A 13,933-nucleotide genomic window follows, 5' to 3' on the forward strand; every position below is an offset into this window, starting at 1 on the left:
CAGAATGCCCAGCCCCGGAGGCCCCGCACCCGGCCCACCCACACACGCGCGAGGCGGCACCTGACCGCGCCGGGCAATCGGGAGGGCGGGCGGGGGAGAAACCCCCCACATCCACCAAGACGCACCCGCACACGACAACCGGGCACCAGCAAACCGCACCCCGAGCCGCGCCGCAGGCTCACCCCGTCGTCACAAGCCCCCCGCGAGCCACCGCGAGCGCCGCCCCCGTCAGCACGGGAACCGGCACCACGATGCCGCACCGCCCGCACACCGGCCCCGCCCCGGGGTAGTGGTTGAGCCCGCTGCGCCACCGCAGATGCTCCTCGCCGCAGACCGGGCACCCCGTCCCCGGCCCCGCGTCGATCGCGGCGATGATGCGCCGCAGGACGTCGGCCAGGCGGTCGTCCGGGTGGACGCGGGGGTCGTCGCACCAGGCGACGCCGTTGCCGCCCCAGGTGCGCCGGTGCCAGTCGTCGAGCGCGCCGGGCTGCCGGATGCCGTAGTACTTCTCCTCCTTGCGGCGGGCCGCGAACTCCCGTTCGTAGGTGAGCCAGACGGCCCGCGCCTCCTCCAGCTCGGTGAGGGCCGCGACGAGCCGGACCGGGTCCGGCTCGCGGTCGCCGGGCGCGATCCCCGCGCCGGCGCACAGATGGTCCCAGGTCGCACGGTGCCCGTACGGCGCGAAGCGCTCGAGGCACCTGCGCAGGTAGGTGCGGCGCTGGGTGGGGGAGCGCCGGGGATCGCGCACCTGTCTCGCGAGACTTCGGAATCCGGCCATGGTGTGCCACCTCCGTCATCGGAATCGCATCGCTGTCGAATGGACGTAACGGACGGCGTTCCGGATCCATCCCCGGGGCGGCGAGTTCCAGCCGGGATGGCGTAGCTGAAACGTGACGCATGTTCACCTTACTGGCGGGTCAGCTTTGGAAGTAACCTGCGTCACACCGCGCTTCGGGAGGAGTGGTCATGCCATCCAGGTTTGGCAGGTTCAGAACAAAAATGAGAACGACCGCCGCTGCGGCGGTCCTGGCCCTGGGCGCGAGCCTCGTCGGGCCGTTGCCCATGGCGGCGCACGCCGCCCCCGTCACCGACTACTGCCAGGGGCGGTGCTCGGACATCCTGCCGCCGGGTCAGAACGGCAACGCCACGCTCGCCCAGATCCTGCTGAACCAGATCTTCGGCACCCAGCCCGAGCACGCCGAGGACCAGCTCGGCCCGTACGCGAACCTGGCCGGCGGCTACCAGAACCTCACCGACGCCACGATCGGCACCTTCTTCAACGACGCCTCCTTCGGCGTCCCGTCCGGGCAGGTCGCCTCGACGATCTCCCCCCGCGGTGACGTGACGATCACCCGCGACAAGAAGACCGGGGTGCCGCACATCTCCGGCACGACCCGGTACGGGACCGAGTTCGGCGCCGGCTACGCCGCGGCGCAGGACCGCCTGTGGCTGATGGACCTGTTCCGGCACGTGGGGCGCGGCCAGCTGACCCCCTTCGCGGGCGGCGCCCCGGCCAACCAGGGCCTGGAGCAGGAGTTCTGGCGTGCCGCGCCGTACACGGAGGCGGATCTGCAGGCCCAGATCGACTGGATCGCGACGCAGCACGGGGACCGCGGCCGGCAGGCGCTGGACGACGTCAACGCCTATGTCGACGGGATCAACGCCTACATCGCCGCGTCCGACAGCGGCCGCTACTTCCCCGGTGAGTACGTGCTGACCGGTCACAAGGACGCCATCACCAACGCCGGCACCATCGAGCGGTTCAAGCCCACCGACCTGATCGCCCTGGCCTCCGTGATCGGCGCGCTGTTCGGCACCGGAGGCGGCGGCGAGGTGTCCAACGCCCTGTCGCTGCTGGCCGCCCAGCAGAAGTACGGCGTCGCCGAGGGCACCCGGGTGTGGGAGTCCTTCCGCGAGCGCAACGACCCCGAGGCCGTCCTCACCGTCCACGAGGGCGAGAGCTTCCCGTACGCCGTCCGGCCGGAGAACCCCCAGGGCAGGGCGCTGCCCGACGCCGGGAGCGTGACGACGGAGCCGCTGGTCCACGACCGCACCGGCAGTGCCGCCGGCGCCAAGGCGTCGGCCGCCTCGAAGAGCGCCACCACCGCCGCGCTGTCCGCGAACACCCGGGGCATGTCCAACGCGCTGCTGGTCAGCGGCGCGCACACCGCGAGCGGCCACCCGATCGCCGTCTTCGGCCCGCAGACCGGCTATTTCGCGCCACAGCTGCTGATGCTCCAGGAGATCCAGGGCCCCGGGATCAGCGCCCGCGGCGCCTCCTTCGCGGGGCTGAGCATGTACGTGGAGCTCGGCCGCGGCCAGGACTACGCGTGGAGCGCGACCACCTCGGCCCAGGACATCACCGACACCTATACCGTCGAGCTGTGCCAGGACGACGTCCACTACCTCTACCGCGGCACCTGCACGGCCATGGAGAAGCTGGAGCGCACCAACTCCTGGAAGCCGACGACCGCCGACGGCACCGCGGCCGGCTCCTACCGGATGCAGATCCACCGCACCAAGTACGGCCCCGTGACGCACCGGGCGACGGTCGGCGGCAAGAAGGTCGCCTATGTGTCGCTGCGCAGCTCCTACATGCACGAGGCCGACTCGGTCATCGGCTTCCAGATGCTCAACGACCCGGCCGCCGTCACCGACGCGGCGTCCTTCCAGCAGGCCGTCCAGCACATTAACTACACGTTCAACTGGTTCTACGCCGACTCCCGGCAGGCCGCCTACTTCAACAGCGGCACCAACCCCGTGCGGGCCGCCGACGTCGACCCGACCTTCCCGGTGCGGGCCGAACCCGCCTACGAGTGGCGCGGTTTCGACCCCGCCCACAACACCGCCGACTACACGCCCGCCTCGGAGCACCCACAGTCCGTCGGCCAGGACTACTACGTCTCCTGGAACAACCGGCAGGCGAAGGACTACGACGCGGCCGGCTTCGGCAACGGCTCCGTACACCGCGGCAACCTGCTGGACGACCGGGTGAAGAAGCTGGTCGCCGCGGGCGGGGTCACCCGGGCCCAGCTCACCAAGGCGATGGCCGACGCGGCCCTGACCGACCTGCGCGGCGAGGACGTGCTGCCCGACCTGCTCAAGGTGCTCCGCAGCGGCACGATCTCCGACCCCGCGGTGTCCGCGGCCGTCACCAAGCTCTCGGACTGGGTGGCCGCCGGCGCCAAGCGCAAGGAGACCTCGCCGGGTTCGCACGCCTACGCCAACGCCGACGCCGTGCGGATCATGGACGCGTGGTGGCCGCTGCTCGTCCGGGCCGAGTTCGAACCGGGCCTGGGGAGCGAGCTGTACGCGGCGCTGACCGCCAACCTCACCGTCGACGAGGCGCCTTCGGCCGGGCACGGCCCGACCGGCTCGCACGCCGGCAGCTCCTTCCAGTACGGCTGGTGGTCCTATGTCGACAAGGACATACGGGCGGTGCTCGGCGAGCCCGTGCAGGGCGGACTGGCCCGCACGTACTGCGGCGGCGGCGATCTCGCGGCCTGCCGGGACGTGCTGACCGGCACCCTCAAGCAGGCCGCCGCCCGGACCTCCGCGCAGGTGTACCCGGGTGACGAGAACTGCTCCGCCGGCGACCAGTGGTGCGCGGACACGATCATCCACCGCACCCTCGGCGGCATCAAGCACGGCAAGATCAGCTGGCAGAACCGCCCGACCTACCAGCAGGTCGTGGAGTTCCCCGCCCACCGCTGACCCGCCGTGCACGGCCCGCGCGGGCCGGCGACCGGCCCACGGCCTCAGGCCAGGAGCCGGCCCGCGCGCAACACGATCCGCGCCAGTTCGGGGTGGCAGATGTCGCTGTGCGCCCCGGAGGGCGCACCGCCGCGGCACACCACGGCCGAGGCGTCCACGCTCACGCAGCCGGCCTGCGGGAAGACGCCACGCAGCGCCTCGGCCAGCGGCATGTCCATGGTGTCGGCGACCGCCTTGATGCCGTCGTGGCCCGTCGCGCCCCAGCGGCCGCCCGGGTCCGGCCCGAACCCGCGGTCGTCGCCCGCCAGCCGGGAGGCGATCGGGTACATCGTGCCGAGCGCCATGTCGTGGCGTGAGTAGCAGGACACCACCGGGCCCGCCACCTTGAGCCGGGCGCTGCTCAGCGCGCCGCCGTGCGCGCCGTCGTGGGGCAGCCGGGACGCGAAGGCGTAGTGCGAGAAGGCGCCTTGGAGCAGGGTCACCGACTTCACGGCGCGTACGCCGTCGGGCAGCCCGCGCAGTGCGTAGGAGACCAGCCGGCCGCCGAAGCTGTGTCCGACCAGGTGGACGGAGAGCGAGGGGTGGGTGCGGGCCAGCCGGCCCAGGAGGGGGCCGAGGCCCCGCTCGCCCACCGTCCCGGCCCGCCGCTTCATCGCGTAGTACGTGGCCTGGCGCAGCATCTCCTTGCCACCGTTCCACAGCCGCGTCCAGCCGCCGCCCGCCAGGGGAAGCCCGGCGCCGCCCTCCAGCGCCGCGGCGTACTCCTCGCAGGCGGCCACCGGGTCGCCGCACAGGACGGCCGGTTCCGCGGCCGGCGCCGCGTCCGAGGTGTCGTCGGCGCACAGCCCCGCCACGGCCTCCGGCGGCACCCCGGTCAGCCGCCGCACCAGGGCGGCGAACTCCGCGAACGGCTCCTCGCCGTCCGGGCGTTCCTCCAGCAGTTCGGCGATCCGGCGGATCTCCTCCGCGCGTCCGGGGAAGACCGCCACGAGAGCGTCGCGCGTGGCCGCGTCGAGCGCCGGCTCGGGCCGCCGCGGTTCCGGGCCGGGCAGGAGGCCCTCGAAATCGGGGATCGGCTCGTCCGAGAAACGCATCGACGGCCACAGCACGCCCACGTAGCCCATGACCGTGCCGGGCCGCGCGCGGTCCGCGAGCAGGCCGGGGACGGGGGCGAGGAAGCGGTCGTACAGACGGGTCGCGCCCGAGCGGTCGCTGTTCCAGCCGTGCGAGAAGACCAGCAGGTCGGTGACGCCCTCCGTGCCGACGCCCGCCGTGAGGCGGTCCCGCTGCGCCCGGTCGGGGTCGCCGTCCGCGTCGAAGGTCATCTCCCAGTACGGTTCGACACTCATTCCCGGCATGACCGTCCCCCTGGTTCGCCCGGCACGATGCGGTCGCATCATCCCAATCCGGAGCGGGTCGGGCCATACACCGCGCAAGGGCAATTCCCGCACCTCCCGGGTGTGCCCTTCACAAGGTGTGACCGACCGCTTAGTATGCCGGGCGGAGCCGTTCCGAGTCGAAGGAGACGCGATGGAAGCGCTGCGCGATGCCCGGGTGGTCGTCACCGGTGCCGGAGGCGGGATCGGGGCGGCGCTGGCGCGGAGATTCGCGGGCGAGGGCGCACGCGTCGTCGTCAACGACCTCGACGAGGGCGCCGCCAAGGCCGTCGCGGACGAAATCGGCGGCATCTGCGTACCCGGCGACGCCTCGGCGGTCGTGGAGCCGGCCCGTGCGGCGCTGGGCGGGGGCATCGACGTGTTCTGCGCCAACGCCGGCATCGGCAGCATGGCCGGGGCCGAGGCGGAGGACGCGGTCTGGGAACGTGTCTGGGACGTCAACGTCATGGCGCACGTCCGCGCCGTCCGCGCGCTGCTCCCCGAATGGCTGGAGCGCGGCGAGGGCCGCTTCATCGCCACCGTCTCCGCCGCCGGACTGCTCACCATGGTCGGCGACGCCCCGTACTCGGTCACCAAGCACGGCGCCCTCGCCTTCGCCGAATGGCTCGCCGTCACCTACCGCCACCGGGGCGTGCGGGTCCACGCGGTCTGCCCGCAGGGAGTGCGGACCGACATGCTGCGCGCGGCGGGGCACGCGGGCGACCTCGTGCTCGCCCCCACCGCCATCGAGCCCGAGGACGTCGTGGAGGCCGTGTTCCGCGGCATCGCCGACGAGCGCTTCCTGATCCTGCCGCACCCCGAGGCCGGTGCCTACTACACCGCGCGCGCCGGGGACACCGACCGCTGGATCGACGGCATGAACCGGGTGCAGCGCAAGCTGGAGGAGGGGCGCGGCGCGTGAGCCCGTCCGGGAGCCGGCCCCGGCCGCGGCACTTCGGCGAGGTGCTCCACACCCTCCCCGATCCGGCGGCCGGCCCGCGGGCCCCGGTGGACCCTTCCGAGCCGATCGCGCACCGCGAAGAGCGCCCCGCGGCATAGGCGTACCCGCGCGAGATCGAGGGTCCCGCCCGAGCCGCCCACGAGGTCGAGCGGCAGGATCCTCCGCAGGGAGCCGCGCTCACGACGGGATCGAGCCACATACCGCTCGGTATGCTGTCGGGGCGCACCGGTACGGAGAGAGGGCAGGCCATGGCACGGAGCAGCACCCCACCCAAGGCGACGGCGACCGCGGTACCCCAGCGGCTGCTGGCCGAGGCCACCAGGCTCTTCGCCGAGCGCGGATACGACCGGACGTCCGTGCAGGAGATCGTCGAGGCCGCGGGCGTCACCAAGGGCGCGCTCTACCACTACTTCGGCAGCAAGGACGACCTCCTGCACGAGATCTACGGGCGCGTGCTGCGGCTGCAGATGCAGCGCCTGGAGGCGATCGCCGACAAGGAGTCGGAGCCGGTCGCGGACCGCCTGGTCGAGGCCGCCGCCGACGTCGTCGTCACCAGCATCGACAACCTCGACGACACCAAGATCTTCTTCCGGTCGATGCACCAGCTCAGCCCGGAGAAGCAGAAGGCGGTGCGGGCCGACCGCCGCCGCTACCACGAGAAGTTCCGCGCACTGGTCGAGGAGGGGCAGCGCGAGGGCGTGTTCCGGCGCGAGGTCCGGCCGGATCTCGTCGTCGACTTCTTCTTCGGCGCCGTGCACCACCTCGGCACCTGGTACCGGGAGGACGGGCCGCTGTCCGCCGGCCAGGTCGCCGCCGATTTCGCAGACATGCTGCTGCACTCCGTGCGGCAGCCCTGAACCGAACCGGGAGCAGACCGCATGAAGGCATGGCGAGTGCACGAGAACGGGGAGCCGCGCGCGGCGATGCGCCTGGAGGACGTCCCCGACCCGCAGCCGGGCCCCGGTGAACTGCTCCTGAAGGTCCGCGCGGCCAACGTCAACTTCCCCGACGCGCTGCTGTGCCGCGGGCACTACCAGGTGCGCCCGCCGCTGCCCTTCACCCCGGGCGTCGAATTGTGCGGCGAGGTGGCCGCGGTCGGCGAGGGGGTCACCGGGCACCGGGCCGGCGACCGTGTCATCACCCCGGCCGCGCTGCCCGGCGGCGCCTTCGCCGAACTCGCGGTCGTCCCCGCCGCGGGCGTGCTGCCCGCGCCCCCCGCGCTGGACGACGCCGAGGCCGCCGCCCTCCACATCGGCTACCAGACCGGCTGGTTCGGGCTGCACCGGCGGGCGGGGCTGCGGGCGGGCGAGACCCTGCTCGTGCACGCGGCGGCCGGCGGAGTCGGCAGCGCCGCCGTCCAGCTCGGCAAGGCGGCGGGCGCCACGGTGATCGGTGTCGTCGGCGGCCCCGAGAAGGCCAAGGCCGCCCGCGAACTGGGCGCCGACATCGTCGTCGACCGCACCCGCGAGGACTTCGTGGCCGTCGTCAAGGAGGCCACCGGCGGGCGCGGCGCCGACGTCGTGTACGACCCGGTGGGCGGTGACGCCTACACGCGGTCCACCAAGTGCGTCGCCTTCGAGGGCCGGATCCTCGTCGTGGGCTTCACCAGCGGCAGGATCCCCAGCCCCGGGCTCAACCACGCCCTGGTCAAGAACTACTCCATCGTCGGCCTGCACTGGGGGCTGTACAACACCCAGGACCCGGCCGCCGTGCGCGGCTGCCACGAGGAGCTCACCCGTCTCGCCGCGGAAGGCGCGATCAGGCCCCTGGTCAGCGAGCGGGTCCCGCTGGACGGCGCCGCGGACGCGGTCCAGCGGGTCGCCGACGGCACGACGACCGGCCGCGTGGTGGTCGTGGCCGGCTGATCGCGGGCCGCGCGGAGGGGCGAGCCGGGGAACTCCCGGCTGCGGCGGTCCCGGTGGCGCCTCCCGGCGACGGGAACACCGTCGCGGGGCACACCGGCCGGGCCGTACGCCGACCGGGCGCGCCGATGGCGGGCCCGCCGCGTACCGGCCGCCCGCGTGTGCGGCTCCCCGGGCCAGGGCCCGGGGAGCCGCCGTCATCCGCCGTTCGTGACGCCCGCTCGTGACGCCCGCTCGTGGCGCCCACTCGTGACGCCAGTTCGTCACGCCAGTTCGTCACGCCCGCTCGGCGTACCGCTTCAGTTCGCGCCGCGCCAGGGAGCGCTTGTGGACCTCGTCGGGTCCGTCGGCCAGCCGCAGCGTGCGCGCGGCCGCGTACAGCTCGGCCAGCGGGAAGTCCTGGCTGACCCCGCCCGCGCCGTGCAGCTGGATCGCGCGGTCGAGGATGAGCCCGACCTTCTCCGGCGTGGCGATCTTGATGGCCTGGATCTCGGTGTGGGCGCCCCGGTTGCCGACGGTGTCCATCAGCCAGGCGGTCTTGAGCACCAGCAGCCGCAACTGCTCGATCTCCACCCGCGCCTCCGCGATCCACTGCTGGACGACGCCCTGCGCCGCGAGCGGCTTGCCGAAGGCGACGCGTTCGGTGGCGCGCCGGCACATCAGCTCCACGGCGCGTTCGGCCATGCCGATCAGCCGCATGCAGTGGTGGATGCGCCCCGGCCCGAGCCGCGCCTGGGCGATGGCGAAGCCGCCGCCCTCCTCGCCGATCAGGTTCTCCGCGGGTACCCGCACGTCGTGGAAGACGACCTCGGCGTGACCGCCGTGGTCCCCGTCGTCGTAGCCGAAGACCCGCATGCCGCGGCGCACTTCGAGGCCGGGGGTGTCGCGGGGCACGAGGACCATGCTCTGCTGGCGGTGCCGCTCCGCGGAGGGGTCGGTCTTGCCCATGACGATGAAGATCCGGCACTTCGGATTCATCGCGCCGGAGATGTACCACTTGCGGCCGTTGATGACGTACTCGTCGCCGACCCGCTCGATCCGCGTCTCGATGTTCGTCGCGTCGGAGGAGGCGACGTCGGGCTCGGTCATCGCGAAGGCGGAGCGGATCTCGCCCGCGAGCAGCGGCTCCAGCCAGCTCTTGCGCTGCTCCTCGGTGCCGAACTCGTTCAGCACCTCCATGTTCCCGGTGTCCGGCGCCGCGCAGTTGAGGGCCGGCGGGGCCAGGTGCGGGCTGCGGCCGGTGATCTCGGCCAGCGGCGCGTACTGCAGGTTGGTGAGCCCCGCTCCGCGCTCACCGGGGAGGAAGAGGTTCCACAGCCCGCGCTCGCGGGCCTTCGCCTTCAGCTCCTCCACGACCGGCGGCGCGGACCAGACCGCCTCGCCCTCGGCCTCCTCGCGCTGCCGGTGGAAGACCGGCTCGGCGGGGTAGACCTGCTCGTCCATGAAGGCGAGCAGCCGCTCGCGCAGTTCCCCGGTCCTCGCGTCGTACCCGAAATCCATGGCTCAGCCTTCCTGAAGCGTCCGCAGGCCGTTGTCGATGAAGGCCGGGACCAGGGCGCCGATCCGGTCGAAGCCGGCGCCGAGGGTCTGGCCGAGGGTGTAGCGGTAGTGGATGCCCTCGAGGATCACCGCGAGCTTGAAGTAGGCGAAGGCGGTGTACCAGGCGACCGAGGACACGTCGCGACCGGAGCCGGCGGCGTAGCGCTCGATCAGCTCGTCGGGGGAGGGGTGGCCGGGCGCGCCGCCGGTGACGGAGACGGGGGTGCCCGGGGTGGGGCGCAGCTCGCCGTACATGAGCAGCAGGCCGAGGTCGGTGAGCGGGTCGCCCAGGGTGGACATCTCCCAGTCGAGGATGGCCCGGACGGTGTCGTCCGCCCCGACCAGGACGTTGTCGAGCCGGTAGTCGCCGTGGACGACCGCCGCCGGTCCGGAGGCGGGCAGCCGGCTGCCCAGCAGCGCGGCGAGTTCGTCGATGCCGGGCAGCTCGCGGCTGCGCGAGGCGTCGAGCTGCTTGCCCCAGCGGCGCAGCTGCCGCTCCAGGAAGCCTTCCGGGCGGCCGAAGTCGCCGAGGCCGGCGGCCCCCGGGTCCACGGCGTGCAGCGCCACCAGGGTGTCCACCAGGCGCAGCACGATCTCCCGGGTGCGCTCGGGGCCGAGCGCCCTGAGCTGCCCCTCGGTGCGGTACGGCGTGCCGTCGACGAAGTCCATGACGTAGAAGGGCGCGCCGATGACCTCGGGGTCCTCGCAGAGCAGCACCGCTCCGGGCACGGGCACGGGGGTGTCGCGCAGGGCGCTGATCACCCGGTGCTCGCGGGTCATGTCGTGCGCCGTCGCAAGGACGTGGCCGAGCGGGGGCCGCCGGACGACCCAGCGCGAGACGCCGTCCGTCACGGTGTAGGTCAGGTTCGACCGGCCGCCCTCGATGAGCCCGCCGTCGAGCGTGCCCGCCACCAACCCGGGCCGCTCGGCGTCGAGATGCCGCCGCAGCCGCTCCAGGTCGAGTCCCGGTGGGTTCTCCGTCCCGCTCATCCTCGCTCCTCGCCACTGTCAAAGCCGTCCCGGCTATCATGCCGACCAGTCGGTATGTAGTCCAGTCCGCCACCCGGGCCGCCCGCCGGGAAAAGCAGGTGACCGGCTTTTCCGGCGCTGCGAGACTGGCGTCCATGATCCCGATCGCCGCCCTCGACTCCCTGTACGGCCTGGCCCACGGTGACGCCTTCGGAGACCGCTGGTTCTTCACGCCGCACGAGGAGCGGGACGGCGCGATCGCGCGCCGGACCACCCCCGCCGATCTTCCCTGGTACTGGACCGACGACACCGCCCAGGCCCTGACCCTCTGCCGGCACCTCGCGGCCACCGGCGGCTCCGTCGGGCAGGACGCCCTGGCGGCGGACTTCGCCGAGACCTACACCGCCGACCCCTACCGCAAGTACGGCCCCTCCATGCACGACGTCCTGCGCCGGATCGGCGCCGGGGAGCCCTGGGCGCACGTCGTGGGCGGGCAGTTCGGCGGGCAGGGCTCGTACGGCAACGGCGCCGCCATGCGCGTCGCGCCGCTGGGCGCCTGGCTCGCCGCCGACCTCGACGCCGCAGCCGCTGCCGCCGCCGAGCAGGCCGCCGTCTCCCACCGCCATCCCGAGGCCGTCGCCGGTGCCATCGCCGTGGCGCTCGCCGCCGCGTTCGCGGCCCGCAGCCGCGGCGGCCCGGCGCCGGAGGACCTGCCGGCGCGGGTGGCCGCCCGGTTGCCCGACAGCGAGGTGCGCTCCGGTCTGCGCATCGCGAGCCGTCTTCCCGAGGGCACGTCCGTGCGGCACGCCGCCGAGGTCCTGGGCTCCGGCTACGGGGTCTCCGCGCAGGACACCGTCCCCTTCTCGCTGTGGTGTGCCGCGCGCCACCTCGACGACCTCGAGGGCGGCCTGTGGAACACCGTCGCGGGCCGCGGTGACATGGACACCACCTGTGCCATCGCCGGTGGCGTCATCGCCGCCCGCACCGGCGTGGCGGCTCTACCGGCTTTCTGGCATGCCGCGTTGGAGCCGCTGCCGGACTGGGTCCCCGTGCTGCCCGGCGACCCGGCGGAGCGGCGCCGACCTGCACATTCTTGACGGGTATCCGGACGCCACCTAGTGTCGCGTTCTGGTGAACGTACGATATTCACATATGTGAACGCAAGGGGTGGCGGGCAGTGGGACAGCACAGGGACCTGACAATCACCGGGGTGCGCCTCACCCCCGTCCTCATCTCCGACCCGCCGCTGCTCAACACCCAGGGCGTGCACCAGCCCCACACCCCGCGCCTGATCGTCGAGGTGACCACGGCGAGCGGGGTGACCGGCGTCGGGGAGACCTACGGCGACACCCGCTACCTGGACCTCGCGGGGCCGCTGGCGGACGCCCTCCCGGGCTGCCGGGTCGACGATCTGAACAACCTTCCGGTGCTCGCGGCCCTGGTGTGCGCCACGCCCGAGGAGACCTCGGACGCGGTGGACGCGGGTGGCCTGCGCGGTGTGCAGACCGCTGACAAGCTGCTGCTCTCGGTCGTCTCGGCCTTCGAGGTGGCCTGTCTCGACGCCCTCGGCAAGGTGCTCGGGCTGCCGGTGCACGCCCTGCTCGGCGGGAAGGTCCGCGACACCGTCGACTACAGCGCCTACCTCTTCTACCGCTGGGCCGAACACCCCGGCGGCCAGGACCCGAAGGACGACTGGGGCGCCGCGCTCGACCCCGCCGGGGTGGTCGCGCAGGCCCGCAGGTTCGCCCGCCAGTACGGCTTCACCTCGTTCAAGCTGAAGGGCGGCGTCTTCCCGCCGGAGGAGGAGATCGCCGCCGTACGCGCCCTGGCCGCGGCGTTCCCCGGGCAGCCGCTGCGGCTGGACCCCAACGGCGCCTGGTCGGTGGAGACCTCGCTCCACGTGGCGCGGGAGCTGGGCGACGTCCTGGAGTACCTTGAGGACCCCGCCTCCGGCACCGCCCGGATGGCCGAGGTGGCCGCCGGCACGGACCTGCCGCTCGCCACCAACATGTGCGTGACGACCTTCCCCGAGATCGCGGAGGCCTTCACCAAGGACGCGGTCCAGATCGTGCTCTCCGACCACCACTACTGGGGCGGGCTGCGCAACACCCGTGAACTCGCCGCGATCTGCCGCGCCTTCGGGGTCGGCCTGTCGATGCACTCCAACACCCACCTCGGCATCAGCCTGGCCGCCATGACCCACGTCGCCGCGACCGTGCCCGACCTGAGGTACGCCTGCGACTCGCACTACCCCTGGCAGACCGAGGACGTCATCACCCGCCGCCATGAGTTCCGGGGCGGCCGGCTGCTCGTCTCCGACGCCCCCGGCCTCGGGGTCGAACTGGACCGGACGGCCCTGGACGCGCTGCACCGCCGCTGGCTGGAGGACGACGGCACCTTCCGCGAGCGCGACGACGCGGCCGCCATGCGCAAGGCCGAACCCGGCTGGACCGCCCCCTCCGTGCCCAGGTGGTGAGACGCTCGGGTCCCACCACCCGGGCCACCCGGGCGCGCGGGCCTCAGGCCAGGCACTCCGGGATCCGGCCGCCGTTCAGCACGGCCATGTCGGTGATCACGGGCATCAGGTTCAGCGGCGAGCCGAGCGGCAGGCCGTCCAGCTCCGCGTAGCCGCGGTGCAGATTGGCGACCAGCCGCTCCGGCTCGCGCAGCGCGGCGAACTCCCCGAGGTCGGCCGCCCGCGCGACCTCCATCGGCGTCCGGCCCGCCTTGTGGCCCGCAGCCGCCAGCTCGGTCACGAACCGCAGGTAGCCCTCGACGGTGTCGTAGACCGAGGGGTCGCAGATGCCGCCGTGCCCCGGCACGACGACCTCGGCGTCGAGCGAGCGCAGCACCTCCAGGGCGCGCAGCGAGCCCTCGAGCGAGCCCATGGGGACGAACGGCGCGCCGCCGTTGAAGACCAGGTCGCCGGTGAAGACGACCTTGCGCCCCGGGATCCAGACGATCGTGTCGCCGAGGGTGTGGGCCACCCCGGGGTGCAGGAGCTGCACCTCCTCCTCGCCGACGTGCAGGGTCAGCCGGTCCTCGTAGGTGACCGTCGCCGGGATCACCGGCACCTCGCCGTACTCCACGTCCGGCCAGATCGCGTGCAGCTGGTGGCCGGCCGCGATCTGCTCGGTGACGCAGGCGAAGTGCCCGACGATCCGGGCCCCCTCGGCGAAGACGCTGTTGCCGTAGGTGTGGTCGCCGTGATGGTGGGTGTTGACCACGTGCGCGGGCATCGGCGCGCCGGAGGCGGTGAGGGCCTCGCGCAGCATCAGGGCCCGGCGCTCGGTGGCGGCGGTGTCGATCAGCAGCGTCGTGTCCCCGTCGGTCACCCAGCCCGCGTTGTTGAGACACCAGCCGCCGTCCGGCTGGATGTAGGCGTGGACCCCGGGTGCGACTTCCCGGGTGAACGGGTGCTCGGTGTGCAGCTGTGACATTTTGACGCCCTTCCCTGGTCAGACGCATGGAACGTACCAGGGAAGGGCGTCCGGGCGGCGACGCGGGGGCGT

General features: G+C 73.2%; 11 protein-coding genes. 6 read left to right on the top strand and 5 right to left on the bottom strand.

The window, feature by feature from the left end; translation table 11 throughout:
- Positions 1–178 precede the first annotated feature (178 nt).
- The gene (locus AB0F62_RS31665; protein ID WP_361807043.1) at positions 179–778 is read right to left on the bottom strand and encodes a hypothetical protein; all 600 of its coding nucleotides are present in this window, start codon (positions 776–778) and stop codon (positions 179–181) included.
- Between the two features lie 221 nt (positions 779–999).
- On the opposite strand from AB0F62_RS31665, the gene AB0F62_RS31670 reads away from it, so the two are divergent.
- Entirely contained in the window at positions 1,000–3,714 is a 2,715-nt protein-coding gene (locus AB0F62_RS31670; RefSeq protein WP_361807046.1) for a penicillin acylase family protein, read from the top strand.
- A 44-nt stretch (positions 3,715–3,758) separates the two neighbouring features.
- Here the strand turns inward: AB0F62_RS31670 and AB0F62_RS31675 are convergent, their stop codons facing one another.
- Positions 3,759–5,063, bottom strand: coding sequence for a serine-threonine protein kinase (locus tag AB0F62_RS31675; protein WP_361807049.1), 1,305 nt, complete (start codon positions 5,061–5,063; stop codon positions 3,759–3,761).
- Positions 5,064–5,244: 181 nt separating this feature from the next.
- Between AB0F62_RS31675 and AB0F62_RS31680 the strand changes: the two genes are divergently transcribed.
- From AB0F62_RS31680 to AB0F62_RS31690, 3 genes are all read left to right on the top strand, one after another.
- Positions 5,245–6,012, top strand: a complete 768-nt coding sequence (locus AB0F62_RS31680; protein WP_361807052.1) for an SDR family oxidoreductase — start codon at positions 5,245–5,247, stop codon at positions 6,010–6,012.
- A 287-nt stretch (positions 6,013–6,299) separates the two neighbouring features.
- Complete coding sequence (locus AB0F62_RS31685) at positions 6,300–6,908, top strand: TetR/AcrR family transcriptional regulator (protein ID WP_361807055.1); 609 nt, start codon at positions 6,300–6,302, stop codon at positions 6,906–6,908.
- A gap of 21 nt (positions 6,909–6,929) precedes the next feature.
- Positions 6,930–7,916 (top strand): NADPH:quinone oxidoreductase family protein, encoded by a 987-nt coding sequence (locus AB0F62_RS31690; RefSeq protein ID WP_361807058.1) that lies wholly within the window; start codon positions 6,930–6,932, stop codon positions 7,914–7,916.
- Positions 7,917–8,189: 273 nt separating this feature from the next.
- On the opposite strand, the gene AB0F62_RS31695 is transcribed toward AB0F62_RS31690, so the two are convergent.
- Entirely contained in the window at positions 8,190–9,413 is a 1,224-nt protein-coding gene (locus tag AB0F62_RS31695) for an acyl-CoA dehydrogenase family protein (RefSeq protein WP_361807061.1), read from the bottom strand.
- 3 nt (positions 9,414–9,416) lie between these two features.
- Positions 9,417–10,442 carry a phosphotransferase family protein gene (locus tag AB0F62_RS31700; RefSeq protein ID WP_361807064.1) on the bottom strand — a complete coding sequence of 342 codons (1,026 nt, stop codon included), beginning with the start codon at positions 10,440–10,442 and terminating at the stop codon, positions 9,417–9,419.
- Positions 10,443–10,576: 134 nt separating this feature from the next.
- Here AB0F62_RS31700 and AB0F62_RS31705 point away from each other — a divergent pair, with 134 nt between their 5' ends.
- Positions 10,577–11,518: an ADP-ribosylglycohydrolase family protein gene (locus tag AB0F62_RS31705; RefSeq protein WP_361807067.1), complete on the top strand. Its 942-nt coding sequence runs from the start codon at positions 10,577–10,579 to the stop codon at positions 11,516–11,518.
- 80 nt (positions 11,519–11,598) lie between these two features.
- Entirely contained in the window at positions 11,599–12,897 is a 1,299-nt protein-coding gene (locus AB0F62_RS31710; protein WP_361807070.1) for a glucarate dehydratase family protein, read from the top strand.
- Between the two features lie 43 nt (positions 12,898–12,940).
- Here the strand turns inward: AB0F62_RS31710 and AB0F62_RS31715 are convergent, their stop codons facing one another.
- Positions 12,941–13,861: an MBL fold metallo-hydrolase gene (locus AB0F62_RS31715; protein ID WP_361807073.1), complete on the bottom strand. Its 921-nt coding sequence runs from the start codon at positions 13,859–13,861 to the stop codon at positions 12,941–12,943.
- Between the last annotated feature and the right edge of the window lie 72 nt (positions 13,862–13,933).

Source organism: Streptomyces sp. NPDC026673 (assembly GCF_040638135.1).
In the GTDB taxonomy this organism is placed as follows: Bacteria; Actinomycetota; Actinomycetes; order Streptomycetales; family Streptomycetaceae; genus Actinacidiphila.